This window comes from Nitrobacter sp. TKz-YC01, from assembly GCF_047824785.1.
Taxonomy (GTDB): Bacteria; Pseudomonadota; Alphaproteobacteria; order Rhizobiales; family Xanthobacteraceae; genus Nitrobacter.
In genome coordinates this window covers 560,739-586,487 of record NZ_CP181167.1, presented here as the reverse complement: position 1 = coordinate 586,487, position 25,749 = coordinate 560,739, and the positions used below count along the sequence as shown (strand labels likewise).

Here is a 25,749-nt window from a genome sequence, read left to right as displayed (position 1 = left end):
AATAGAGGCAGGAAGGAAAACTCGATGGATCGTCGTTAGACCTTTCGCCCCGCGCGTTCAAGTCGGGCTAACCCGCAACGTCATGTCTCGACCAGTCCGGTGGAGGAGCTGCGGGCCGTGGAATGGCCGCGCCCGTGAGCCTTCGCCAGATAGGACTCCGAGGTCATCTCGACCAGGCGCGAGGAGGTGCGCTTGAACTCAAGCGCTTCAGAACCATCGCTGGCGCGATGGAGCGAAAGCGGATCGGCGTCGCTCGAGGCCATCAGTTTCACGCCGTTGTCATACAGCGCATCGATCAGGGCGATGAACCGCCTGGCGGCGTCGCGATCGGCGTGGTCCATCACCGGGATGCGGTCAATCATAAGGGTGTGATAGTCGCGCGCGAGCCTTAGATAGTCGGAAGCCGCCAGCGGCTGCTCACAGAGATCCGCAAAGGAGAAGCGTGCAACGCCGTGGGAGGAGCATGGCACGTGAAGAGTGCGGCCCTTGATCGCGACATCGCGCGGCCTGCAGGGCGCGCCGCCGGTCATGAGCGTCCATGCCCTGTCGAGCGCCGCCTCGGCCTCGGCGTCGGCGGGCGTCAGCCACATCTTGACGCTGGCGAGCTTCTCCAGGCGAAAATCCGTGCGGGCGTCGAGACGCAGCACATCCATACGCTCCTCGATCTGCGCAATGAAGGGCAGGAAAAGCACGCGGTTGAGGCCGCCTTCGTAGAGGTTCTCGGGAGGGATGTTTGATGTCGCCACCACGACGGCGCCAAGTTCGAACAGCCGCGCGAACAGACGCCCCAGGATCATGGCGTCGGCGATATCGGTGACGTGGAACTCATCGAAGCATAGAAGCCATGCCTGCTCGAAGATCGACGCGGCGGTGAGCTGAACGACATCGGCGTCGGCCGTCTCGCCCCGCGCGATGCTCTGGCGAAAACCGAAGATGCGCTCATGCACGTCTGTCATGAACTCGTGAAAATGGACCCGGCGTTTGTGAGCGACCCGGCTCTCCTGGAAGAACAGGTCCATCAGCATGGTTTTGCCGCGCCCGACATCACCATGGATATAGAGTCCCTTCGGGGGAGCATCGTCTTCGGACTGAAACAGCCTGTCGAGGAAGCCCGACCTGCCGGCGGGCTTGTATATCATCAGCCGCTCGTCCAGCGCGGCAAGAGCTTCCACCGCCCGCGCCTGCGCGGGGTCCGCCTCGATCGCGCCTGATGTGACGAGAGCCTGATAGTGATTCCGCAGCGATGCCGGAGACGCTGAAAGCATCGGATGACGACTCCTTGGGAACGGAAATGCGCGTCGTGAACTGGTTGAAAGTTCTTGCGAACCTGCGATCACGCGGTGAGCGCGTAGGCGTCCTCGACAACGTAAGGACCGCCGCCGACCGAGGCGCGTGAGGAGAACAGCACAAAGCGCTCGGCGGTGAATACCGTGGCCGGGAAGTACCCCCGAACAGACAGATAATTCGCGACGTCCTGATTGGATGCATCGCGCAGGCGCGCCAACGTGACGTGCGGCGTGAACTTGCGCCCCTCGGGACCCAGCCCGCACCGTTGCATCAAGCGTTCAAGCTCGGCCTGCAATTCGACCAGAGGCCCGCTCGGCTCCACCGAGGCGACCACGGCGCGCGGTTTCCTGCCGCCGAAGCTCGACAGCCCCCGCAAGGTCACCTCGAAAGGCTTGCGATTGACACGGAGCAGCACCGAGGCGACCTCGTTCGCCGCCGCGCCGTCGATATCACCGATAAAGCGGAGCGTGAGGTGGTAGTTCTCCGGATCGATCCAGCGGGCGCCCGGCAAGCCGCCGCGCAGACCGGACAGCGTGCGACAGATCTCGGGCGGTATTTCCAGCCCCGTGAACAAACGCGGCATCGCAAATCCTCGATGCAAATCCTCGATGCATGGCTTCGGTCCAGATATGCCGGCCAGACTATCAGGTATCGACCGGCGGCGATCACAAATGCCGTTCTATCGTAGTTGTGTGACGGTGCAAGCCGTGACTGAGAGCATTTTCCGGCGAAGTGGATGACCTGCCCGCCGCAAGAAAATGCGACCAGACCATCATTTCAGGGCATGATCCGATTCAGCTTGATCGGATCATACCCTGGATGCGCATCCTTTCTTCAGGTTTTCTGCGCGGAAAGGGTGTCAAGAAAGGCTTCAACCGTGGAAAGAATATTCTTGACGATCGTTGTCACCCCAGCCGCCGTCGGGTGAATTCCGTCCGCCTGATTGAGTTTTGCGTTCGCGGCAACGCCTTCCAGAAAGAACGAGTATAAGGGCACGCCATGTTTTTTCGCGAGATCGGGAAAGATCGCGCCGAATTGAGCCGCGTATTCGTCGCCATAGTTCGGCGGCGCGACCATGCCGCATAGCAGGACCGCGATGTTGCGCGCCTTCAGGCGCGTAAGAATTTCGTCCAGCGCGGCGCGCGTCACCTTGGGATCGATGCCGCGCAAGGCATCATTTGCGCCGAGTTCAAGGATGACGCCCTGCGTGCCGGCCGGAACGGACCAGTCCAGCCGGTCAAGACCGCCGGAGGTGGTGTCGCCGGAGACGCCGGCATTGCTGATCGCGACGTTCACACCCTTGTCTTTTAACGCCTTTTCCAATTGCGCGGGAAATGCGTCGGCGGCGGGAAGTCCAAGGCCGGCGCTCAAGGAATCGCCGAGCACAACGATCCTGACGGGGTCCGCGGCCCGCGCCGGGGCTGCGAGGACCAAGCCTGCACCGAGCAGCAACAGCGCAAAGCCGCGCGTCAACCTCTCGATCGCGGAAAAAGAAACGCCATATGAGCCAGCGCGGCGGCTGAGGCAGTCTCCGTTATTCTGCTTCAGGTGCTCTGGAGACTTTCTACGCAGAAGCACGCTGGAACATATTTGCAGTGTCCTTCTGAATCCGAAGTTCGCGCGGAACGGCGGCACAGGATAAGCGAACATAGGAACAGGCATGGATAATCTCATCGAACGCTCGTCTCCAGCCAGCTATTCCGAAATCCCGGACGCCATCGCGATTTCCAACGTCAATCTCACGCTGGGCAGCGGCGCCGCGCGAGTCCACATCCTGAAGGACATCAGTCTTCGCATCGCCCCCGCCGAAGCGATCGGTTTGATCGGTCCGTCCGGGTCGGGGAAATCCACCCTGCTCATGGTCATGGCGGGACTGGAACGCCCCGACAGCGGAGAGGTGGTGGTCAACGGCACTTCTTTCAATGCTCTCGACGAAGACGGTCTGGCGCGGTTCCGCGGGCGTCATGTCGGCATCGTGTTCCAGTCATTTCATCTGATCCCGACCATGACGGCGCTGGAGAACGTCGCCGTACCGCTCGAACTCGCCGGCGACGCGGACGCATCCCGACGCGCGGCGAGCGAACTGGAGGCGGTCGGTCTCGGCGCGCGGCTGCATCATTATCCGACGCAGCTATCCGGCGGCGAGCAGCAGCGCGTGGCGCTGGCGAGGGCGTTCGCGCCCGATCCGGCGATACTCGTTGCCGACGAACCGACCGGCAACCTGGATGAGACGACCGGCCAGCAGATCGTCGATCTCCTATTCGCCAGGCATGCCGAGCGCGGCATGACGCTGGTGCTGGTGACCCACGACACCTCGCTCGCGCAACGCTGCGACCGCGTGGTGAGGCTACGTTCCGGCCGTCTCGACGGAGCAGGTCGATGAACCCGGCCCGCTGCGTCGTCATGATTTCCGGGATCACGCGGTTCTTTCCCGCCCGATATGCAGTGGCGCATCGGCGATGACGGCGAAGATGACCCGCGCGCGGTTTCTTCCCCTGCGCCTGGCGTTGCGTGAGCTGCGCGGCGGGCTGCGCGGCTTTTATGTCTTCATCGCCTGCATCGCGCTTGGCGTCATGGCGATTGCAGGCGTCGGATCCGTGGCGTCCAGCCTGTCGGATGGGTTGGCGCGCGAGGGCCGCACGCTGCTCGGCGGCGATGTGTCGTTTTCGCTGATCCAGCGCGAAGCCAGACCGGACGAGATCGCCTTCCTGCGCGCGCGCGGAACGGTCTCGGTAGCGGCGACGCTGCGAGCGATGGCGCGGGCGCCGGACGGCAGGCTGGCGCTGGTCGAACTCAAGGCGGTCGACGGGGCCTATCCCATGCTCGGCGCGCTGACGCTGACTCCGGACATCCCGATGCCCGATCTGCTCGCTGAGCGTGACAGGACCTTCGGCGCGGCCGCTGACCCGACCCTGCTGGCGCGGCTGGATCTCAAGGTCGGCGATCGCGTGACGATCGGAAGCGCCACCTTCGAGATCCGAAGCGCGATCGAAAGCGAGCCCGACAAGCTGGCAGGCGGCCTTGGCCTCGGGCCGCGTTTCCTGGTCAGCATTGACGGCCTGCGCGCCGCTGCGTTGCTGCAACCCGGCAGCCTGGTGCGCTGGATCTACCGGGTTCGGCTTGCGGGCAATGGCGCGGACGACAGGGCGGCGGCGGCGCTGGCCGATGCCGCGCGGAAGGCGCTGCCGGAGTCCGGCTGGGAGATCCGCAGCCGCACCAACGCCTCGCCGCAGCTTGAGCGGACCATCCTGCGTTTCACGCAGTACCTGACCCTGGTCGGACTCGCCGCTCTGCTCGTCGGGGGCGTCGGCGTCGGCAACGCCGTCAAGAGCCACATCGACCGGCGGCGCGACATCATTGCAACGCTCAAGGCGGTGGGCGCGACCGGACGCGACGTGTTCGCGATCTATCTGTCGCAAGTCATGGTGCTGGCGGCTGTCGGCTCGCTCGCCGGCCTGATGATCGGCGCGGCGCTGCCTTTCATCATTGTCGGCGCCTTCGGCCACCTGCTGCCGCTGCCGGTCGCGCCGATGCTGCATCCCGATGAATTGGCGCTATCGGCGGTGTATGGGCTGTTGACGGCGCTGGCCTTCAGCATGTGGCCGCTGACACGGGCGCATGACATTCCGGTCTCGGCCCTGTTTCGCGACACCGTTGCTCACGAAGTCGTCCGGCCGCAGGCCCGCTACCTTGTCTTGATAGCACTCCTGATCGCGACACTGGCCGGCATCGCCATCGGTCTTGCCTATGACAAGCGCGTGGCGCTGGTGTTCATGGTGGCGGCGGCGATCGTGTTTGCGTTGCTGCGCGGCATCGCCTCGGGATTGATGGCGCTCGCACGGCGGCTGCCGCGATCCCGGATCACCATGCTGCGCCTTGCGGTTTCAAACATCCATCGTCCGGGAACGCTGACGCCATCCGTGGTGCTTTCGCTCGGCCTCGGCCTTGCGGTTCTGGTCACGATCACCCAGATCGATGGCAACCTGCGGCGGCAGTTCTCGGCGGCGCTGCCGGAGCGCGCGCCGACGCTGTACTTCATCGACATCCCCTCATCGGCATCGGCCCGGTTCGACGAATATCTCAAGCGGCTGACTCCGCAGGCGATCGTTGAGGATGTCCCGATGCTGCGCGGGCGCATCGTCGCGGCGCGCGGCGTCAAAGCCGAGGAGCTGAAACCCTCGCGCGACGCCCAATGGGTGCTGCAAAGCGATCGCGGCCTGACCTACACCGGCGAGGTGCCGAAGGGATCGAAAGTGGTCGAGGGGAAGTGGTGGGGGCCGGATTATAACGGCCCGCCGCTGGTGTCGTTCGAGAAGAAGCTGGCCGACGGGCTTGGACTCAGGATCGGCGACACCGTGGTCGTGAACGTGCTCGGGCGCGACATCACGGCGACCATCAGCAACATGCGCAATGTTGACTGGCAGAGCCTCGGCATCAATTTCGTGCTGGTGTTCTCGCCCAATGCGTTTCGCGGCGCGCCTCACACCCATATCGCCACCCTGACAGAAATGCATGACAGCCCTGCGAAAGACGCAGCCATCATCAAGGCTGTGGCCGACGTCTTCCCGATGGTGACGAGCGTGCGGGTCCGCGAGGCCCTCGAAACCATCGGCACGGTCGTCACCAACCTCGTGCTGGCGATCCGCGGCGCCAGCACCGTCACCCTTGTTTCGGCGATCCTTGTTCTTGGCGGCGCGCTGGCCGCCGGCCATCGGCACCGCGTCTATGACGCGGTGATTTTGAAGACTCTCGGCGCCACGAGGCTGCGGCTGCTCGGCGCATATGCGCTGGAATACCTCATGATCGGTGCGGCGACAGCGGTGTTCGGCATGGCGGCCGGTTCGCTTGCCGCGTGGCTCATCGTGACGCGATTGATGACGCTCGGTTTCGAATGGCAGGCAGCAAGCGCGGCCATCGTGGTCGCCGCAGCGCTGATCGTCACGGTCGCGCTGGGGCTTGCCGGCACGCTGATGGCGCTCACTCAGAAGCCGGCGTCGGTGCTGAGAAATTTATGACAATATGAAGCGGGTTCTGGACGATCACGTCACGTGGTCGGTGAAAGGTTCCTTTACGAATCTGAGTCTTTTATCGTTTTTCTCCCTTCAACGCCTTTGGAAGCCGCGCCAGTTCCGGAGGGCGACATTCAGCCGCGCATGGAAGCTTGCGGCGATTGTGTTAGTTTCCCACATATGGGTTGGTCGGATGCTGGTCCTGATTGACCGGACATCGATAATCAGCAAACCAGGTATCCGAAACAGATTTCGCACTGGCGCGTTTCATACGATGCCAGCTAACCACGGGAATTCGACATGTCGGACTTAGACCGCAACTATGCCACTCCGCTTGGCCGTGCTGACGGGCGCGTTGATGCCGCCGCCGTCGATGCCGGTCTTCGCGCTTATATGCTCAAAATCTACAACTACATGTCGATCGGTCTCGCCATCACCGGTCTGGCCGCGCTCGGCGTCTACATGGCGGCCGTCACCGGCGATCCGTCCGGCGCCGCCGCCCAGCTTGGCAACGCCTACCTCACGCCGTTCGGCTATGCGATGTTCGTGAGCCCCTTGAAGTGGGTGTTCATCCTCGCGCCGCTGGCGATGGTCTTTGTCATCTCGTTCGGCATCAACCGGCTCAAGCCGGCGACAGCGCAGATGTTGTTCTGGGCGTTCTCCGCCCTGATGGGCCTTTCGCTGTCCTCGATCTTCCTGGTGTACACACACACCTCGATCGTGCGGGTGTTCTTCATCACCGCAGCCTCGTTCGGCGCGCTGAGCCTGTTCGGCTACACTACCAAGCGTGACATGACCGGAATGGGTTCATTCCTGTTCATGGGCCTGATCGGCGTCATTATCGCCAGCTTGGTGAACCTGTTCATCGCGAGCTCCGCGTTGCAGTTCGTTGTCTCGGTCGCAGGCGTGCTGGTGTTCGCGGGCCTCACCGCCTGGGACACCCAGCGGCTGAAGAATGAATACATCTACGGTTATGCCTCACAGGGCGGCGAGATCGCCGAGCGCGCGGCTATTACCGGCGCGCTGTCGCTCTACCTGAACTTCATCAACCTGTTCACGCTGCTGCTGCAGTTGCTGGGACAGCGCGAATAGGCAGGGCTTGAAGCGGGCCTTTCCATCCCGTGTCAGATCAGGCCGCGAATGGATTGATGGATGGACTGGTATTCAAAGTGGCCGCTGTTTTTTAGATAGTGTAGAACGCGGGCACCCAGATTGGATGGCCACCTCGGAAACGAGGTGGCCATTTTCATAAGGTGTATATTATCGGGCATTACATCGGAGCCGGATGCGCGCGGCGGTTCGGTGTGATCGACGCCTTTACGATTGCTCCTTGAACAGGGTAGGGAAGCGCGGCTTTAGCGCGGGCGGCTCCCGCCGCGACCGGGCAGCCCCGGTTATGATCCGCGCGATCTTTTGGAAAGCTGATGTCAGGAAACCGCCGGAGCATTTTCCGGCGAAGTGGATGTTGATTCGCCGCCAGAGGATGCGGCCAGACAATCCTTCATTTCGAAAGCATGCTCCGATTCGGCTTGATCGGACCGATCATGCTCCAAGAGCCTTTCGCCGCTTCATGAAAATGGTGAAAGATTCTTGTCTTTATTGTTTTGACGCGTTTTCTTCACGCGAACAGGTCATCCGCTTCGCTCGAAAACGCTTCAGGCACCCCCCGCACCGGAAACGACCATGTACGCGCTGTACCCGCTCGCCTGCTCCGCCGCTCGTCTATGCGACACACGCGTGCCATCATCAGCAAAATCACAAAGTCTGTGCCCTGAAACCAAAGAGGCCCCCGTTAAGCGGGAGCCTCCATTCAGTTTCCATACGTCCCGCCGAAAGGCCGGCGTTCTATAATCGCTGCTCGCCGTCAGGCGGCCTCGTCGGCCACGGCGGCGTCATCACCATCGGCTTCCAGGTCGCCGTCAGCCTCGGCGCCCGCCTCCGCCTTGGCGCCACGGCGCGGACTCTTGGCCAGTTGACCCTCGATTTCCTTGACCGCTTCGGTCTCCGTGACGTGCTGAACGACCGCAATCTCGCGCGACAGACGATCAAGCGCGGCTTCGTAGAGCTGACGTTCGCTGTAGGACTGCTCCGGCTGGGATTCCGATCGATAGAGGTCGCGGACCACTTCGGCGATCGCAACAATATCCCCGGAGTTGATCTTCGCTTCGTATTCCTGCGCCCGCCGCGACCACATGGTGCGCTTGATGCGCGCGCGGCCCTTCAGGGTTTCGAGCGCCCGCTTCACCAGACCCGGGTCGGACAGCTTACGCATGCCGACATTGGCAACCTTCGCCGTCGGCACCCGCAGAGTCATTTTGTCCTTGATGAAATTGATAACGAACAGCTCAAGCTTGGCGCCGGCGATCTCCTGCTCTTCGATCGCCAGAATCTGGCCGACACCGTGCGCGGGATAGACCACGAACTCGCCGGTCTTGAACCCCTGGCGCTGGGTCAGAACCTTCTTCGGCTCCTCCACGCGTGCGCCTGCCCTGGCCACCGGCTTCACCGCAGGCTTACTGGCCACAGCCGCCTTCGCAGCGGGCTTCGCCGCCGGCTTGACAGAGGTCCTGGAACCGACCTTCGAGGCGGAAGCGGTCTTGGAAGCAGCCGCCCTCGATCCGGCTTTCGAAGCAGCGGTCTTCGAAGCGGAAGCAACAGTTTTCGAAGCAGCGGTCTTCGACGTAGCGGTGTTTGCGGACGCTCTGGCGGTCTTGCTTGGCATTTCGCCTCTTTTATTTCTTGAGGATTTTCCGGTATTTCTTGAGGATTTTCCGGCCGAACGCTTGGCAGCCGTCGTTCGCGCGATCGAGGCCGCGGTCCGGGCACGAGCTTTTGTTCCACCGCGGCGAGCGGTAGACGTCCTCAAACTCGTTTTTTTACGTGTTTTCTGTGACACAGCCCGCGCGTGGATACCCACGCCTTCCTGGATGTTCACGCCGGAGTCCTTCCGGACTCATAAGCAGGTAAAATGTACAGTCGAATTCGGAAACACGCTCAAGATAGCACATTTTCCGCAAAAATCAATGATTTATGCGCGCGCCCGCGCTCTGGCGGACTTTCCATGCCTCCAGTCGTCAAAAAAGGTAAATATTGACCGGTGAGCCAGGACCGCCGGAGCACGCATCCCAAAGGCGCGCGAAAACGATCAGTCTCCCGCGCCGGGCTCTGGAGAAAAATATTTCTCGAACTTGCCTTCCTGGCCCTCAAAATCCTTGGCGTCCGGCGGAGTTTCCTTCTTCTGCGTGATGTTCGGCCACCTGCCGGCGTACTCCGCATTGACCTCAAGCCATTTCTCAACGCCCGGCTCGCTGTCCGGCTTGATGGCCTCCGCCGGGCATTCCGGTTCGCAGACACCGCAATCGATGCACTCGTCCGGATGAATGACGAGCATGTTCTCGCCTTCGTAGAAGCAATCGACAGGACAAACCTCAACGCAATCGGTGTATTTGCATTTGATGCAGGCATCGTTGACGACGTAAGTCATCCAGGGCTCCGGGAGGCTCGATTTTGCAGGTTGGGTAGCGCAGGAATAGCGTTGCCGCAAGCGCGGGAACCACCCGTCCGGCGCAAGTGATCCCTCAACCGGGTGTCCAATTCAACCTCGTTGGATCGAGCCCTGCCTATTCCCTTCAACTGAGCATGATCCTGCCCGAAACCGCCTCCCACCTTGCGGCGGCGACCCTCGGGTCCGGATTATTCTTCAGCTCCGCCGGAAACATCCGACAGATCGTCATAGAGAGCCCGCGCCACGGTCGGGCCGCCTCGCCGTTCGGCGAATCCGGTAATCTTCAGGATGCGAATGCCGCGATCCAGCCTGATCGTGAGCACGTCGGCAATCCTGAGGGAGTGGCCGGGAGATGTCTGCCGTAGTCCGTTGACACGAACACGGCCGGCCTCGACCAGCGCCGCGGCCTGGGTGCGGGCCTTGACCACGCGCGCGTGCCACAGCCATTTATCGAGACGCTGGCACTCCAGGACATCCAACGGGGCTACCCTTGCGGAATACGCGCCCAAGGACCGGCCGTTCAATCCTTGCGGCCGGCAAGCTGATCCTTGAGGGCGGCCAGTTTGGCAAACGGCGAATCCGGATCGATCGATGGCTCGCGCTCACGCGGCGCGCTGCTGGCGTAGGGCCGATGCGAAGGTCCGGTGTCGGAACGTCCCTCGCGACCGCCCTTGCGGAACCCATGGGTCCGACCCTTGTCCTGATCCCTGTCCCGTCCCTTGCCCTTGAAGCGCTCGCGCGGCGGGCGTCCCTTGCCTTCGCGCGACTCGCTTTCACTGCCCGCGGGCGCGTTTTCGGCCGGTGCGCCGGTCGGCTGCCGCCGTCGGTTTCTCCCGTGCCGCTCTCGTCCTTGCGCTCCCTCGGAACCCTCTCCGTCCGCAGGCGCCGCCTGCGGGCCATCCGTCTTCGGCTGCTGCCGGCGATACCGATTGCGATCGTGGCGAGGACGTCGATCGGCGGGTCGCCCGCCCGGCCGCCAGACCTCGACCATCGCCGGCTCACCGTCCGCCTCCGGCGGCGAAGCGTCAGTCTCGGCAATCGAGGCTGAAGCCGCGTCTCCTTCGACCACGCTCGCGGCAACGACGAGCGCGGAATCATCCGGCACGGCATCGCTGGCGGCCGTCTCCTCGGCGCTGGACACCTCCGAAGCCTCGACGGCTGGCGGTGATGCCGCAGCAGACGGCTCCTCGACCACTTCGGCCGCCGCTTCGAGGCTTGCGGCGGAAACTCCGGATGAACCCGCATCCGGCACGGGCTCCGGTTCAACAGAGCCGGCATCGGCTGTCTCCGCGCGGTCGGAAACGGCCTCCTCTGCCGGAGGCACGACATCAGTCGCCGCCGCCGGCTGCGGCGCGCTTTCTACCGTTTCGGCAGCAGCCGCTTCCACGGCGGCATCCGCCACGGGGCCGTTCTCGGTTGCGGATGGCGGCGCCGGGCACCGTTCCATGCGATAGCCGAGCGCGCGTAGAATGGAGGCGAAATCCTCACCCGCGGTGCCCGCGAGCGAGGTCATGGCCTGCGTCACGACAAACCCGCGCCCATCGAACGCGCCGGCTGGCTTTTCGCCGGGCGCCCCTTCCCGCCACGACAGCGCCGGACGGATCAGGTCGGCAAGCCTTTCCAGAATATCGACGCGGACGGCGCGCTCGCTGCATTGCCGATAACCGAGGGCGCGGTAGGCGTCGCGATCGAGCAGCTTGTCCGCCGGGAACGACGTGCGGCCGCTGCTTGCCAGATGCTGCGCGCTCGACAGCGCCGAGAGGTCGACATTGTCCTGCTTCAGCGCCCACAACAGCGAGGCCAGCGACCGCGCAGCCGGCTTCAAAAGCAGGGGGAAATAGATATGGTAAGCGCCGAAACGCACCCCGTATTTGCGCAGGGAAGCGCGCGACGACTGATCGAGATCCTTCAACTCGGCGGCGATCCTCGAGCGCTCCAGAACGCCGAGCGATTCGACCAGCTGGAAGGCGATGCCACGCGCGATACCGGTGACATCCTCCGCTTTCGACAACTCGAACAGCGGCCCCAGAAGCTTCTCGATATGGGTCTTCAACCATAGATCGAGCCTGGCCTGCACCGCCTCGCGCGGCGCTCCGGTCAGCCGTTCGTCGGAAATGATCCGCAGCCGTGGATGCAGCGCGTCGTCCGCAGCCACCAGTCGCGCCACCGCGTCGCCCGTCCAGCGGATGGTGCCGTCCGAGGTCAGCACGAACTGGTCGTCGGGCGCTCCCGACAATTTCTCCGCGCGCGCCTCGATTTCGCCGGCCAGCGCCTTTTGCGCGATAGCCTGCAAAGCCTTGGCTTCGGAGCCTGCCTCCGCCGCATCCGGCGCGAACGTAAATCCGTCGAGACGGCCGATCACATGGCCCTCGACGATCACCTCACCCGTCTTGCCGATTTCCGTATCCAGCATCGTGTTTTCCCGCAAGCGGCGCATCAATACACTGGTCCGGCGGTCAACGAAACGCTCCGTGAGCCTTTGGTGCAGCGCGTCGGACAATTTATTTTCGGCCTCGCGCGAAATTCCGCGCCAATGCTCGGGATCGGCCAGCCAGTCCGGGCGATTCGCCACGAAGGTCCAGGTCCGAATCTGCGCGATCCGCGCCGACAGGGTATCGATATCCCCGTCGGAACGATCGGCCTGAGCGATCTGAGCCGCAAACCAGTCGTCAGGAACCCTGCCCTCACGCATCAGAAAGCCGAACAGCGTCGTCACCAGCTCGGCGTGAGCCGCCGGCGCGATCTTGCGATAATCCGGAATCTGGCAGGCGTCCCACAGCCGCTCCACCGCAGCCGCGGTCTGCGCCATGGCGCGAACCTCGACGTCGCGCGCCGCATGATCGAGCACCCGCAGATCCTCGGCGATCGGCGCGCGGGTCAGCGCCTCGTGCGAGGGCGTCAGCGCCAGCGAGACCTGCAAGGCGCCGAGCGAGGAAAAATCGAGATCGGAATTGCGCCACTGCAGGGTCCTGACCGCCTCGAAGGTGTGATTCTGCAACGCGTCCACGAGTTCGGGCTCGAACGGCGCGCAGCGCCCTGTGGTGCCGAAGGTGCCGTTGCGGCTAGCGCGGCCGGCGCGGCCTGCGATCTGCGCGAATTCAGCCGGGGTGAGCCTGCGAAACTGGTAGCCGTCATATTTGCGGTCCGAGGCGAAGGCGACGTGATCGACATCAAGATTGAGGCCCATGCCGACCGCATCGGTGGCGACCAGATAATCGACGTCACCGGACTGGAACATCTCGACCTGCGCGTTGCGGGTGCGCGGGCTGAGCGATCCCAGCACCACGGCCGCCCCGCCACGCTGACGCCGGATCAGTTCGGCGATGGCGTAAACCTCGTTCGCCGAGAAGGCGACGATCGCGGTGCGGCGCGGCTGCCGGGTGATCTTGCGGTCGCCCGCGAATTCAAGCTGCGACAGCCGCGGGCGCGTGACGATGCTCGCGCCCGGCAGCAGCCGCTCGACGATCGGGCGCATGGTGGCGGCGCCGAGCAGCAAGGTCTCGTCGCGGCCACGACGATGGAGAATGCGATCGGTGAAAACATGGCCGCGTTCAAGATCGGCGGCGATCTGGATTTCATCGATGGCGAGGAACGACACGTCGAGGTCGCGCGGCATCGCTTCGACCGTCGAAACCCAGAAGCGCGGGCGCGGCGGCTTGATCTTCTCCTCGCCGGTGACCAGGGCGACGGAATCCACTCCGGCGCGGTCGGCGATCTTGTCGTAGAGTTCGCGGGCGAGCAGCCGCAGCGGCAGGCCGATAATGCCGGAGGAATGCGCCAGCATCCGCTCGATGGCCAGATGGGTCTTGCCGGTGTTGGTCGGACCGAGCACCGCCGTCACGCCCGCACCGGGCGCGCGACCATTGCCGGGCGGAAACATCGAGGATGAGAGGGTCGAGGATGAGAAGGTCATAGTCTTCCGAGGGCTTTCGCGGCGCCATGGCCGGGCTTGTCCCGGCCATCCACGCCTTTGATCCGGCACATCTTCAAGATGTGGGGCCCGCTATCACAGGTTCGGATGTGTTTCACAATGCGACGCCCTGCGGGTAGCGGCTTAAGCTTTGGAACGAGTCCGGAACGAATCGCGCCCGAATCGCTGACTCCTGATCTGTCCGGCTTCGTTCACCACAACATCTCGTGCTTGGAATGGGTTAATGAAACCAGATCAAGTTCCAGGCGCCCAACAAGAGCAGCAAATTTCTCTGCGTTTATGAATTTCTGGTCGCATGAACTCAGCCGCAGGAGTCAACAGGATTCGCTCCAAGCGAATCGTCCCCGTCGCCACCTGGTTACCGTGTTTTAACCGCCGTCTGCGGAGGCATAGCGATCGTGTTGAACTCGGTCGCCTCCAGCTTGCCGGTGCCGAGCGGGGTTGGAATCGTCAGCCGATAGGGGACCAATACCCGCGTTCCGGCGATCGGCGCGAGCCAAACTTCCATGTTGCGCTGGGCCGCCAGATACTTGATCGCATAGCGGTCGGGGACGTAGCCGGCGATCGGCGAGAAATAGATCGCACAGACCACGACCGGCCCCTGATAGCCTTTTTCCGACTTCACGGTGTCCATGCGCTTGAATTCGAGCCGCAGGTCGTAGCGCATGCGCCCGTCGAAAATTCCCGTCGATGAATGACAGGCGTCCCGGCCAAGCAGGTCGGCGGTGCCGGGAACCGGCAGCAGCGTGGCGCTCATGGGATCGGAGACGCCGCGCTTATGCGCGTCGGTAACAGGAATGCGCTTGGGATCGACCGGCGGACTCGGCTCGATGACGAAACCCTTCACATTGCCGCCCGCCAGCGACATGCGAATCGTCTCGGACTTCTTTGAAGACGAGATGGTCGCGGTATAGCTCGCCGGAATCAACGCGCCATTGGCAATGCGGCCCTGCGAGGAGCCGGTGCCGGTGCCATGAGCGAGCGCCTTCAGAAGTCCCGTGGCGCCCCCGCTTGCCGCAGCGGAATACTGATTGTCGAGGATATCCACCGCCCAGGCGCCGGTGCCGACCAGAATCCCCGCCAGGGTGACGTCATAGCGAGCCTCTAACTTACCCTGCGCTTGCGCCTGCGCGGTCAACATCCCGGCCAGCATGGCAATCGACAGACCAGCCGGTCTCAAGACCGAACAAAGTATCCATCGGAACAACAGCGTTCGGCATAAGCTCACGACAAGTGATCCTGCTTATTTTATCCGGCCTCATATACGCTAACAGGCCTGTACGTTAACAGGCTTGGCTTTCCCAGGCTGCGGCCGTTTTCCTGGCTGTGACGACATTCTGCCGGAAAATGCACGTGAGTCTTTATGTTTTAACGCGCTTTCTTCACGCGAACCGGTCCCCATCCTCGGGTCGAGCCCGAGGACATGCTTCGCTCGAAAACGCTATCGCGGCTTGACGCCCCGCCGCTGTCCACTTATACGTCCGCCGTTCCTGAAATGGACGCGATTTCGAACCCCGAGCCCGCCTCGCAGGCTGATGCCCGGGGACGACAGAGGATTTTCGCCATGTCCCGGCGCTGCGAACTGACGGCCAAGGCCCCATTGGTGGGCCACAAGGTCAGCCATTCCAACATCAAGACCAAGCGGCGCTTCCTGCCGAACCTGGTGAACGTGACCTTCGTGTCGGAAGCCCTTTCCAGTTCGGTCCGGTTCCGGGTGTCGACCCATGCCCTGAGGAGCGTGGACCATCGCGGCGGCTTCGATGCCTTTCTGTTGAAGGCAAGGGATTCGGAGCTTTCACCGAAAGCGATCGAGATCAAGCGTCAGATCCAGAAGAAACAGGCCGCCAAGGCCGGCTAGAGCCTTTCCGCTTCTGATAGAATCAGAAGCGGGCTCTATGATTTTATTTTGTCGCGTTTTCTTCACGCGAACCGGTGTCCACTTCGCTTGAAAACGCTGTGAACGCTCCACCGGCTAAAGCCGGTGGCTTCGGATTACGGCTGGAAGCCGGATTTGATCGACCCTTCGGGTCGATTGTCAGACGACCTTGAAGTTGTCATCTGGCTCAGGCGGCTTTTGGTCTTCTATGTATTTCTTCCACACTTCATCGGTGACGTTTCCGCTCGAAGCAACCCAGTATCCCCTGCCCCATAGATGCTGCCCCCAGTATCGCTTCCTGAGCGATTGATACTCCGTCAGAAGCTTGTGAGAACTCTTGCCTTTGAGATATTGCACCGCACGAGAGACCGATAGATGCGGTGGGATCGACAACAACAGATGGACGTGATCCCGGTTTATCGCCCCGGCATGAATAACCATCTCATGGCTCAAGGCAATTTCCCGCAACAACGCCCGGGCGCGAAAGCCGACATCCCCGCCCAAAACTGCGAACCGATACTTCGTCACCCACACAATGTGGTATTTGCAGTCCCACACCGTATGACTGCCAGACTTCGCCGTTTGCATCGCCGGATGCTAATGCATCCCGTCGCCTAAAGGCGAGGGGTTTGCGGATCCCAGAAAGGGGACTCTAAAGCATTTTTTATTTTAGACGGAATCGGCCCCGTAGCAGCCCGTCATGCCCGGCCTTGTGCCGGGTATCCACGTCTTTGGAGTTTCAGCGAAGTTAAAGACGTGGATGGCCAGGACATAGGCGAGCGGAAGCGTCGCCTGTTTTTTGTTTGAGCATGATCTTCCCCGGAAACCGGTTTCCGCTTTGCGGAATCATACTCTGAAATCTTTCCGTTCTTGATTTTCGGCGCCAGCGCGGGGCTTTCCCCGTGCTTCAATGCTCGGCCAGCGTGAACTGCATCAGCAGCGTGCGCTGGAACAACGAAAAGTTGTCGTCGGACACGAGCGTCAGAACGATCTCGCCATCATCGTTCACGAACGCACTCAGACCCTCGAAATTGTCGATCTGCTGCCCGAGTCCGGCGTCGAAAATCGAAGGGCCATCCACCAGCGCGCCAGGTGCGATCGCATCGATCCCGATGCGGCGGATGCGAATGCCTATGCCGCCGGTCAGCGAGAATTTGCGTTCGAGGATCAACAGGTCCCCTGAAGGCAGCAAACAGGCATCGCTGATATCATAGTTGCCGGTCCGGCGGATGGCGAACCGGCCGGGCGCGGGTCCGCCGATCAGGAATGCAAGGATATTGCGTTCGGCATCGAGCCCCCGTTCGGATATCGCGATCAGCGCACCGCCGAGCGGCCGATCGCGCGGAACGACCACCATCGCCTCAAGGCCGCGGTTGAACGGCAGCCTGCGGATCGCCGCCGGCACCTCGACCTCTTCTCCGCGCGCGCGGGTGTATCCTTTGGCAAAATCGAACCGCATGATCCGGTTGACCCGCTCGATTCCGACATAGACCAGCGACCCGTCGCGCGCGATCGATTCCGTATCGAACCAGCCGCGCTCGGTGATCGGCCTGCCATCGCGACCCAGCATCGGCGCCGCCTCGACGTCCGCGAGCCCGGCCATCTCGCCGGACGCCGCATAGACGATGCGGCCGGTGAACCAGGTGCCCTTGTCGCTCGCCGAGATGAATTGCCGGCCTTTCGAATCGAGCCGCAGGCTCGACAGTCCTCCGAAGCCGCGAAACGCCGAGGTCAGGATCAGCCCGCCGCGAAAGGTGAGCGATCCGAAGCGGGCGCGCGAGCGATCGCGCAGATCGAAGGCCGCGACAGGACGGGCGTTCACGGTGATCGACACCGGCGCGGGCGGCGTCAGTTCGTCAGGCGGCGGCTGTTCCGGCGCATGCGCCGCGAATTGCGCGGAGGCGGCGGAGGGACCGGTCAACAGCAGGCTTGATGCCGTCAGAAAAAGCAGGCGGCGGCGATCGATCAATGATGCCATCTTGCGGAGAAACCAATCTGTCGGCGATGCGTCACATACCCAGGACGATATCCCGCCCGGAATGCAACCAGGGTGCCGCCGGCTACGAATGCAGCTTGCGTGGCCGCCGGGCCGGGCCGGGCGGCGGCTCATGGGTCTCGCTGAAAAGTTCGGCGAGCTGTTCGGTCATGGCGCCGCCGAGTTCCTCGGCATCAACGATGGTCACCGCGCGGCGATAGTAGCGCGTCACATCGTGACCGATGCCGATGGCGATCAGTTCGACCGGGGATCGGGTTTCGATTTCCTCGATCACCCATCGCAGGTGACGCTCCAGATAGTTTCCCGGATTGACCGACAGGGTCGAATCGTCGACCGGCGCGCCGTCCGAAATCATCATCAGGATCTTGCGCTGCTCGGAACGGCCCAGCAGCCGCTTATGCGCCCAGTCGAGCGCCTCGCCGTCGATGTTTTCCTTGAGCAGGCCCTCGCGCATCATCAGCCCGAGATTTTTCCGCGATCGCCGCCAGGGGGCATCGGCCGCCTTGTAGATGATATGGCGGAGATCGTTGAGCCGCCCCGGCGTGACCGGCTTGCCGGCGGCCAGCCACGCCTCGCGCGACTGCCCGCCTTTCCAGGCCCGCGTCGTGAAGCCGAGAATTTCGACCTTGACGCCGCAGCGTTCCAGCGTGCGCGCGAGAATGTCGGCGCAGGTCGCGGCCACCGTGATCGGCCGGCCCCGCATCGAACCGGAATTGTCGAGCAGCAGCGTCACCACGGTATCGCGAAACGTCGCCTCCTTCTCGTGCTTGAACGAGAGCGGCTGATAGGGATCGATCACCACGCGCGACAGCCGCGCCGGATCGAGAATGCCTTCTTCTAGATCGAACTCCCAGGCGCGATTCTGTTGCGCCATCAAGCGGCGCTGAAGACGATTGGCGAGCCGCGCCACGATGCCCTGCAAGTGAGCAAGCTGCTTGTCGAGATAGCTGCGCAACCGTTCCAGCTCATCGTGATCGCACAGATCCTCGGCGGCGATCACTTCATCGAACTTCGGCGCGAACGCATGGTATTCCGGGCCGCGCGGCTCATTGGCGCCGCCCGCATTGGGCCGCGTCGCCTCGCCCGGCATCTCCTCCTCGGCAAGATCGCCATCGTTGAACGTGTCGCTCACGGAGACCTGCGCGCTTTCCATGGCGCCATCAGGCATGTCGTCCGTCGTGTCCTGCGCCTGATCCGCGCTCATTTCCTGGGCGGCCTCGCTGTCGGGCGAGCCTTCCGTACCGGATTGATCGTTCTCGCCCTCGCGGTTGTCGTCCTCGTTCTCCTCCTTCTCCGTCTCGGCGCGACTGTCGTCACCGAGATCAAGTTCCGACAGCAGATCGTGCACGAGGTCGCCGAACTTCGCCTGATCCTCGGTAAAATGGCTGAGCTGGTCCAGCCGGGCGCCGATCTTGTCTTCCAGGAACGGCCGCCACAGATCGACCAGCCTGGACGCGGCGGCGGGCGGCGCCAGGCCGGTCAGCCGCTCGCGCACCATCATCGCCAGCGCGTCCGACAGCGGCGCGTCGGCGCGGTCGGTGATCTCGTCATACTTGCCGCGATGGAAGTGATCATCGAGCATCGCGGTGAGATTCCTGGCGACGCCCGTCATCCGGCGGGAGCCGATGGCCTCGACCCGGGCCTGCTCGACCGCGTCGAATACGCCGCGCGCCTGCGGATTGCCGGGCATCAGCTTGCGGTGCACCTTCGGATCGTGGCAGGCGAGCTTCAGTGCGATGGAATCCGCATGCCCGCGCACGACCGCGGCGTCCCGCCGGCTCATCTTGCGCCCGGGCTCGGGCAGCCGCGCCTTGCCAGGCGACAGGCCGGGCCGCTCGATGGCGAACGTGACCTCAAGCTCCGGCCGCCGGGAGATCGCGCGCAGGCAGGATGTGACCGCGCGCTTGAACGGTTCGGTCGGCGCCTCCTTCGGCGAGGCACGGAACCTGTTGCTGGGCGATGCGGTGCTCATGAATGCGTCGGCCGTTTTCCTTCTCCCCTTGCGGGAGAAGGTGGCGCGGACGAAGTCCGGGCCGGATGAGGGGTCATCTTCGAACGAGAGAGGACACCCCCTCGCCCGCCTTCGCTCCGCGAACGCACCCTCTCCCGCAAGAGGAGAGGGTGAGATCAGCTCAACGCCACGTTGACCGCGGACTCGCTCAGTTCGACGTTGAAGCAGCGCTGGTAGAATTCAGCGACCAAAGGCCGCTCCAGTTCGTCGCATTTGTTGAGGAACGTGACTCGAAAGGCAAAGCCAAGGTCGTCGAATATCTCGGTGTTCTCCGCCCAGGTGATGACCGTGCGCGGGCTCATCACCGTGGAGAGATCGCCGTTGGCGAAAGCGTTGCGCGTGAGATCCGCCAGCCGAACCATCTTGCCGACGGTGTCGCGGCCTTCCGGCGTGCGATAATGCTTGGCCTTGGCCAGAACGATCTCGACCTCGTTGTCGTGCGGCAGATAATTCAGCGTGGTGACGATGTTCCAGCGGTCCATCTGCGCCTGATTGATCTGCTGGGTGCCATGATAAAGGCCCGACGTGTCCCCGAGACCGATGGTGTTCGCGGTCGCGAACAGGCGGAACGCCGGATGCGGCTTGATGACCCGGCTCTGGTCCAGCAGCGTCAGGCGGCCCGAGGATTCCAGCACGCGCTGGATCACGAACATCACATCCGGGCGGCCCGCATCATATTCATCGAAGCACAACGCGACGTTGTTCTGGTAGGCCCAGGGCAGGATGCCGTCGCGGAATTCGGTGACCTGCTTGCCGTCCTTGAGCACGATCGCGTCCTTGCCGACGAGATCGATCCGGCTGATGTGACTGTCGAGGTTGACGCGCACACAAGGCCAGTTCAACCGCGCCGCCACCTGCTCGATATGGGTTGATTTGCCGGTGCCGTGATAGCCGGTCACCATGACGCGACGGTTCTTGGCGAAGCCGGCGAGAATGGCCAGCGTGGTCGCGCGATCGAACCGGTAGTCGGAATCGACATCCGGAACGTGCGGATCGGTCCCGGAATAAGCGGGGACTTCGAGATCGCTGTCGATCCCGAACACCTGCCGCACCGACACCTTCATGTCGGGAAGGCCGGTGGGAGTCTCGGTATTGGTTATGGCGGCGGTCGTCATCAATCCTCCGAGGTTCGGGCGCGCTCCCGAAACCAGGACTGCGCATGGCTGCGGACGAGGGGCTCGCGAAATTTAGCAGAGAGCGGCAGCCGGCAGAAGCCCGTCACCGGATCAAAGTTCCATTGGAATATCATCGAGATAAGCACCATATGCAGATTTTGGAGGGCTCCTTCGCGAATCAAGGTCCCATTCGGCCAAATTTGCCGGTAAAACTTTTGAACCATGGATACCCAGGAAATACCGGGTGCAGGCGTCAGCCGGGCGCGAGGATTGTCGTCACCGGCTTCATCGCGCATTCGCACAGCCCGGTGGCTGCCGATGCCGGGCTGATCCATTTCGCCGTCCTTACTTACCGCGCGGCCCAACGCCGTTCCGGCGCCCATTGGAGTGATCATGACCAGACCTCTCGTGGTTTCCATTCCGCACCGTCTCGGCAAGGATGAAGCGCTGCGACGGATGAAAGCGGGGCTCGGCAGCGCCCGAACGCAATACGCCCAGTTGATCCAGGTCAATGAAGAGGTGTGGAGCGGCGACCGCCTGGTCTTTTCCGTCACGGCCCTGAAGCAGCAGGTATCAGGAATTCTGGACGTGGCCGAGGACCACGTTCGTCTCGAAGTGACATTGCCATGGCTGCTCAGCCGCCTGGCTCAAGGGATTCAGGGCGTCATTCAGAAAAAAGGGACGCTGATGCTCGAGAAAAAAACCGATGAACACTGAGAAGATTGAACACTGAGAAAAACGGATGAGAGGTTGCGCCGAAGCGCGGCAGCAACCGAAGCGCTTCACGCGCCGCGCACGACCGTCTTCAGGTAATTATACGCCTTGATGATCTCGATCAGGCGATCTTCCGTCGAGCGGTCGCCGCCGTTGGCGTCGGGGTGATGCTGCTTGACCAGCATCTTGTATTTCGCCTTGACGGTTTCGAGCGTGGCGTCGGCGCCGAGTCCCAACACCTGCAGCGCCTTGCGCTCCGCATTGAAGATCTTGCGCGTCTCGGGTTTGGATTCGAACTGCGGGCCCGAGCGCCATTTCCCACGGCCATTGAGTTCGCCGAACACACTGAAGGGATCAGCGACGCCCTCGGCATCGATGGCATCGGCCCTGCCTTTGCCCTTGGCGCCGTTCGCGCCCATCTTCCAGGTCGGGCGATGGCCGGTCAGCGCATCCTTCTGATAGCGCGCGACCGCTTCCGCGTTCATGCCCTGGAAAAAATTGTAGGACTGATTGTAGGCCCGGACATGGTCGAGGCAAAAATGAAAATATCCGCCTTCGTTGCCGCGACCTTTCGGTGCGCGGTGTGATCCCCTGCTCTGACAGTCCGGCCACTCGCAGGCGAGCACTTCCTCGCGCTCGCGCATGCGCGGCTGCTTCGCACCGGCCCTTGGCTTGATGCGGATGCTATCGAAGAATTTCGACGTGTCTATCGGCATGATCTGTCTTTGACACCGCAATGCTCCAGGCTTCAAGTCTTGACATCGCATTTATTCCGGGCGGCGTCCGCCATTGACGGAAAGAGACGATAAGCGTTAAGTCGCCGGCCATGAGCGTCAAGGATAACATCTCGCAGAAACTCAGCGAAGCTTTCGCGCCCGAAAGCCTCGATGTCGCCGACGAGTCATATCTTCATGAAGGTCACGCCGGCCATCGGCCGGGCGGCGAGACGCATTTCCGTATTCATATTGTATCGCAGGCGTTCGAAGGAAAGAGCCGGGTCGAGCGTCATCGCATGATCAATGCGCTGCTCGCTACGGAACTGGCCGGCCCCATTCACGCGCTGGCGATTCGGGCGATGGCGCCGGGCGAACAGCAGCGCTGAACGCCTCGTATGCGGACGGGAACATCCGTCCTGGTCCTGATGTCACAAGATGCAGGTCACCGGCCGTCGCCATGTCCGGTTCGCGTCCGCCAAGAGCCGCTTAAAGCAGCTTGTCCCCGACCCGCGTCCGCCTCGCTCAAAATTCAGATGCCGCTTTTATCGGAAATTAACCCGCTTTTCAGTACATCGGCACAGACTACCTTCGTGTTACGGTAAAACGCGAAGGCAGTAGGACGTAACGCGTTCGGATCCGACTCGCTGGAATCATCCATGGCCGAAGCAGCCTCGACGGCGCTCATCGCGGAACTGGAAAGTGCGGTGAAGGGCGGCTCGTCCGAGCGGCGGGTCCAGATGCTCCGCCGGGTCACCGATCTGTTCCTGTCCGACGCCGACCGGCTCAACGAAAATCAGATCGGCGTCTTCGATGACGTTCTGGTCCGGCTGATGGAGCAGATGGAGGCGCGCGCGCTGGCGCAGCTCAGCACCAACCTGTCGGGCTCAAGCCTCGCGCCGAAGGAGACCGTCCGGCAACTCGCATATCATCAGGATGCGTCGGTCGCGGTGCCGGTTCTGGCGCGATCAGCCCGGCTGTCCGAAGGCGACCTCATTGAAATCGCGAGCCTGCGCGGACCGCAGCACCTGCTCGCCATATCGCACCGCGAAACCCTGAGCGAAGGAGTGACCGACGCGCTGCTCGAGCGTGGCGACTCGCGGGTCTCCCATACGTTGGCCAAAAATACCGGCGCTCGCTTCTCCGAACGCGGCTACGCGGTCCTGGTTGAAAGCTCCGAAAAGGACGAAGCGCTCGCCGAGAAGCTCGGGCTGCGACTGGACGTTCCGATCAAGGTGCTCCGCGAACTCCTTTCCCGAGCCAGCGCGGCCGTGCGCGAGCGTCTGCTCAAGGTCGCGCCCCCTGAAATGCGCGCGCGGATTCAGGCGGCGATCCAGACAGTGATCGAGCAGATCGCCTCTCCGAGCCTGGCTCCGGTCAACTACGCCGAATCGGAGTCGATGGTCCTGGCCCTGAACCGGGCCGGAAAGCTGGGCGACCAGACCATCAACCGGTTCGCGATACAGGGTGAATATACCCACATCATCGCCGCGCTCTCGCTTTTGAACTCGGTGAGAGTCGAAGCCATCGAGCCTCTGCTCACCAACCCTCGCCCCGACGGATTGATCGTTGCCTGCAAGGCCGCGCGGCTGAACTGGTCAACGACCCATATGATTCTTCGCAACCGCCCGCATTGCCGTCCTCTGACCACGCAGGAATTCGAGAACGGCCGCGAAGTGTTCGACGCGCTCTCCCTGTCGTCGGCGCAACGCACCATCCGCTTCTGGTCCGCCCGCGGCTCGGCGAGGAAAGCCGACGCGCCGGACACGGCGATCGCTATTTCGGATATCTGAACCATGAGCTGGGGCAACCGAAAAGCGGATCGGGTGACGTTCGCTACCGGCTATGCCGTCCTGATGATGGGAATCGACGGAACCTGGCAACGGCCATGCACCATGCTGGATATCTCCGACAACGGCGCGCGGCTTCGGGTGAAGGACTCGATCGAGGGACTGAACCTCAAGGAATTCTTCCTGCTGCTGTCGTCCACCGGACTCGCCTTTCGCCGCTGTGAACTCGTCCGCGTCAATGGCGACGAGATCGGCGTCAAGTTCGTCGAGGACAAGGTTCCGGGCAAGAAGAAAAGCCGGACACTCGCCAAATCCGATTCGTAACGAGGCCGGCGCGCTGACTCGCGATCGCGCCTTTTGCGCGAGCCGGCTCACTCATAGAGTCTTTTTAATCTGACGCGTTTTCTTCCGGTAGAAACGCATGTCCCCCCGCAATCGCAAGCCTCCACCGTCAGGACAGCATTCCCGTCCGTTTCGGCCTGTTCTCGATCGCCTCCCCGCCGCGCGGCACCGGCTGGATGCGCAGCGCCGTGATGCGGTTGCGTTCGCGCCGCAATACCCTGAAGCGGAAGCCGTAAAAGGTAAAATTCTGACCCCGCTCGGGGATCGAGCGCGCCTCATGAATCACGAGGCCCGCGATGGTGGTGGCCTCCTCGTCCGGAAGATGCCAGTCCATGGCGCGATTGAGGTCGCGGATCGGCACCGAACCATCCACCACCACCGAACCGTCGGCCTGTTGCCGGACGCCTGCGACGACCACGTCGTGCTCGTCTGAGATGTCGCCGACAATCTCCTCGAGAACGTCTTCCAGCGTCACCATGCCCTCGACTTCACCGTATTCGTCGACCACCAGCGCGAAGTGAGTCTTGCGGCGGCGAAACGCCTTAAGCTGATCGGAAACGGGGCGCATCTCTGGAACGAACCAGGGCGGCAGCGCGATCGCGTTGACGTTGACGCGGGCTATATCGCCTTCCGAGGCATGAATCGCCCGTAACAGATCCTTGGCATGGAGCACGCCGACAATGTTCTCCGGCTTGTCGCGCCAGAGCGGGATGCGGGTGTATTCGCTGGCAAGCACCTCGCGCACCAGATCTTCCGGCGGCAGGTCGGCATTGATCGTCACCATCGCGGTGCGATGAACCATCACGTCCGACACCGCGAGGTCGCCGAAGCGGAATACATTCTGGATGTATTCGGCCTCGCCGCTTTCGATCCCGCCGTGCTCGGCGGATTCACCGATCAGCCCTTCGATTTCCGCGCCGGTCAACACGTCATGTTGCGAGACTTCCTTGACGCGAAGCGCGCGCAGGATGGCGCGTGAGGCCGAATTGAGCAGCCAGTTAAGCGGGTAAAACAGGACATAGGAGGCATGAAGCGGATAGACGATCCACTGCGACACCGGCTCCGGCTGCCGGATCGCCAGCGTTTTCGGCACCTGCTCGCCGATCACGATATGCAGCGACGAGAATACAAGGAATCCGGTCAGGAACGCGGTCAAATGCAGCGCCGGCTCCGGCATGCCGAGCGGCCGCAGCAACGGCGCAAGCAACGCCTCCACCGTGGGCTCGCCGACCCAGCCGAGGCCGAGCGACGCCATGGTGATGCCGAGCTGGCAGCAGGCGAGATAGGCCTCGATGTTGCCCATGATGTCGCGCATCAGCCGCGCGCCGAACTGACCGCGCTCCACCATCGCCTTGACGCGGTAGCCGCGGCTCTTCACCAGCGCGAACTCAGCCGCGACGAAGAATCCGTTGGCGGCAAGCAGCAGCACGGCGAGCAGTAGCTGGAGAGTTGAACTCATT

The 25,749-nt window shown here is 62.8% G+C and carries 23 protein-coding genes; 8 read left to right on the top strand and 15 right to left on the bottom strand.

The features are described 5' to 3' along the window. Positions 1-80: 80 nt before the first annotated feature. From zapE to ACMYR2_RS02715, 3 genes are all read right to left on the bottom strand, one after another. Positions 81-1,265, bottom strand: coding sequence for a cell division protein ZapE (zapE, locus tag ACMYR2_RS02725; RefSeq protein ID WP_347263668.1), 1,185 nt, complete (start codon positions 1,263-1,265; stop codon positions 81-83). Between the two features lie 68 nt (positions 1,266-1,333). Continuing rightward, a complete protein-coding gene (gene thpR / locus ACMYR2_RS02720) occupies positions 1,334-1,870 on the bottom strand; it encodes an RNA 2',3'-cyclic phosphodiesterase (RefSeq protein WP_347263669.1) in 537 nt (178 codons plus the stop codon). A gap of 251 nt (positions 1,871-2,121) precedes the next feature. Then, positions 2,122-2,742: an arylesterase gene (locus ACMYR2_RS02715; RefSeq protein ID WP_347263673.1), complete on the bottom strand. Its 621-nt coding sequence runs from the start codon at positions 2,740-2,742 to the stop codon at positions 2,122-2,124. Between the two features lie 205 nt (positions 2,743-2,947). On the opposite strand from ACMYR2_RS02715, the gene ACMYR2_RS02710 reads away from it, so the two are divergent. The 3 genes from ACMYR2_RS02710 to ACMYR2_RS02700 all read left to right on the top strand — a co-directional run bounded on the left by ACMYR2_RS02710 (position 2,948) and on the right by ACMYR2_RS02700 (position 7,388). Next, complete coding sequence (locus tag ACMYR2_RS02710) at positions 2,948-3,670, top strand: ABC transporter ATP-binding protein (RefSeq protein WP_416193629.1); 723 nt, start codon at positions 2,948-2,950, stop codon at positions 3,668-3,670. Between the two features lie 76 nt (positions 3,671-3,746). Further along, complete coding sequence (locus ACMYR2_RS02705; RefSeq protein ID WP_416193628.1) at positions 3,747-6,302, top strand: ABC transporter permease; 2,556 nt, start codon at positions 3,747-3,749, stop codon at positions 6,300-6,302. A 294-nt stretch (positions 6,303-6,596) separates the two neighbouring features. Beyond that, the gene (locus ACMYR2_RS02700; protein WP_416193627.1) at positions 6,597-7,388 is read left to right on the top strand and encodes a Bax inhibitor-1/YccA family protein; all 792 of its coding nucleotides are present in this window, start codon (positions 6,597-6,599) and stop codon (positions 7,386-7,388) included. A gap of 772 nt (positions 7,389-8,160) precedes the next feature. On the opposite strand, the gene ACMYR2_RS02695 is transcribed toward ACMYR2_RS02700, so the two are convergent. From ACMYR2_RS02695 to ACMYR2_RS02675, 5 genes are all read right to left on the bottom strand, one after another. Next, entirely contained in the window at positions 8,161-9,213 is a 1,053-nt protein-coding gene (locus ACMYR2_RS02695) for a CarD family transcriptional regulator (RefSeq protein WP_416194049.1), read from the bottom strand. Positions 9,214-9,441: 228 nt separating this feature from the next. After that, positions 9,442-9,780: a ferredoxin FdxA gene (fdxA, locus tag ACMYR2_RS02690; RefSeq protein ID WP_347264941.1), complete on the bottom strand. Its 339-nt coding sequence runs from the start codon at positions 9,778-9,780 to the stop codon at positions 9,442-9,444. A 209-nt stretch (positions 9,781-9,989) separates the two neighbouring features. Further along, complete coding sequence (locus ACMYR2_RS02685; RefSeq protein WP_347264943.1) at positions 9,990-10,271, bottom strand: RNA-binding S4 domain-containing protein; 282 nt, start codon at positions 10,269-10,271, stop codon at positions 9,990-9,992. A gap of 50 nt (positions 10,272-10,321) precedes the next feature. Then, entirely contained in the window at positions 10,322-13,714 is a 3,393-nt protein-coding gene (locus ACMYR2_RS02680) for a helicase-related protein (RefSeq protein ID WP_416193626.1), read from the bottom strand. Between the two features lie 376 nt (positions 13,715-14,090). Then, positions 14,091-14,885, bottom strand: coding sequence for a DUF3108 domain-containing protein (locus ACMYR2_RS02675; protein ID WP_347264944.1), 795 nt, complete (start codon positions 14,883-14,885; stop codon positions 14,091-14,093). 411 nt (positions 14,886-15,296) lie between these two features. Here ACMYR2_RS02675 and rpmB point away from each other — a divergent pair, with 411 nt between their 5' ends. Continuing rightward, positions 15,297-15,590, top strand: a complete 294-nt coding sequence (gene rpmB / locus ACMYR2_RS02670; protein WP_347264945.1) for a 50S ribosomal protein L28 — start codon at positions 15,297-15,299, stop codon at positions 15,588-15,590. Between the two features lie 177 nt (positions 15,591-15,767). On the opposite strand, the gene tnpA is transcribed toward rpmB, so the two are convergent. The 5 genes from tnpA to ACMYR2_RS02645 all read right to left on the bottom strand — a co-directional run bounded on the left by tnpA (position 15,768) and on the right by ACMYR2_RS02645 (position 21,149). Then, on the bottom strand, positions 15,768-16,196 hold the full coding sequence (tnpA, locus tag ACMYR2_RS02665; RefSeq protein ID WP_416192986.1) for an IS200/IS605 family transposase: 429 nt from the start codon (positions 16,194-16,196) through the stop codon (positions 15,768-15,770). A gap of 319 nt (positions 16,197-16,515) precedes the next feature. Beyond that, the gene (locus ACMYR2_RS02660; protein ID WP_416193625.1) at positions 16,516-17,586 is read right to left on the bottom strand and encodes an esterase-like activity of phytase family protein; all 1,071 of its coding nucleotides are present in this window, start codon (positions 17,584-17,586) and stop codon (positions 16,516-16,518) included. A gap of 82 nt (positions 17,587-17,668) precedes the next feature. Then, complete coding sequence (gene cobT, locus ACMYR2_RS02655) at positions 17,669-19,576, bottom strand: cobaltochelatase subunit CobT (RefSeq protein WP_347265430.1); 1,908 nt, start codon at positions 19,574-19,576, stop codon at positions 17,669-17,671. A gap of 155 nt (positions 19,577-19,731) precedes the next feature. After that, the gene (gene cobS, locus ACMYR2_RS02650) at positions 19,732-20,730 is read right to left on the bottom strand and encodes a cobaltochelatase subunit CobS (RefSeq protein WP_416193624.1); all 999 of its coding nucleotides are present in this window, start codon (positions 20,728-20,730) and stop codon (positions 19,732-19,734) included. Then, positions 20,730-21,149 (bottom strand): hypothetical protein, encoded by a 420-nt coding sequence (locus tag ACMYR2_RS02645; protein ID WP_416194155.1) that lies wholly within the window; start codon positions 21,147-21,149, stop codon positions 20,730-20,732. The genes cobS and ACMYR2_RS02645 overlap by 1 nt, the downstream gene beginning before the upstream one ends. Here ACMYR2_RS02645 and ACMYR2_RS02640 point away from each other — a divergent pair. Continuing rightward, the gene (locus ACMYR2_RS02640; RefSeq protein WP_347264607.1) at positions 21,124-21,447 is read left to right on the top strand and encodes a polyhydroxyalkanoic acid system family protein; all 324 of its coding nucleotides are present in this window, start codon (positions 21,124-21,126) and stop codon (positions 21,445-21,447) included. The two genes, ACMYR2_RS02645 and ACMYR2_RS02640, sit on opposite strands and share 26 nt — an antisense overlap. Positions 21,448-21,512: 65 nt before the next feature. Here ACMYR2_RS02640 and ACMYR2_RS02635 read toward each other — a convergent pair whose 3' ends face one another. Next, complete coding sequence (locus tag ACMYR2_RS02635; RefSeq protein WP_347264606.1) at positions 21,513-22,160, bottom strand: J domain-containing protein; 648 nt, start codon at positions 22,158-22,160, stop codon at positions 21,513-21,515. Positions 22,161-22,270: 110 nt separating this feature from the next. Here ACMYR2_RS02635 and ACMYR2_RS02630 point away from each other — a divergent pair, with 110 nt between their 5' ends. The 3 genes from ACMYR2_RS02630 to ACMYR2_RS02620 all read left to right on the top strand — a co-directional run bounded on the left by ACMYR2_RS02630 (position 22,271) and on the right by ACMYR2_RS02620 (position 24,271). Then, positions 22,271-22,546, top strand: a complete 276-nt coding sequence (locus ACMYR2_RS02630) for a BolA family protein (RefSeq protein WP_347264605.1) — start codon at positions 22,271-22,273, stop codon at positions 22,544-22,546. Positions 22,547-22,816: 270 nt separating this feature from the next. Next, complete coding sequence (locus ACMYR2_RS02625) at positions 22,817-23,950, top strand: DUF2336 domain-containing protein (protein WP_347264604.1); 1,134 nt, start codon at positions 22,817-22,819, stop codon at positions 23,948-23,950. A 3-nt stretch (positions 23,951-23,953) separates the two neighbouring features. Further along, complete coding sequence (locus ACMYR2_RS02620) at positions 23,954-24,271, top strand: PilZ domain-containing protein (protein WP_347264603.1); 318 nt, start codon at positions 23,954-23,956, stop codon at positions 24,269-24,271. A 127-nt stretch (positions 24,272-24,398) separates the two neighbouring features. On the opposite strand, the gene ACMYR2_RS02615 is transcribed toward ACMYR2_RS02620, so the two are convergent. Then, a complete protein-coding gene (locus ACMYR2_RS02615; protein WP_347264602.1) occupies positions 24,399-25,748 on the bottom strand; it encodes a hemolysin family protein in 1,350 nt (449 codons plus the stop codon). Position 25,749: the final 1 nt, after the last annotated feature.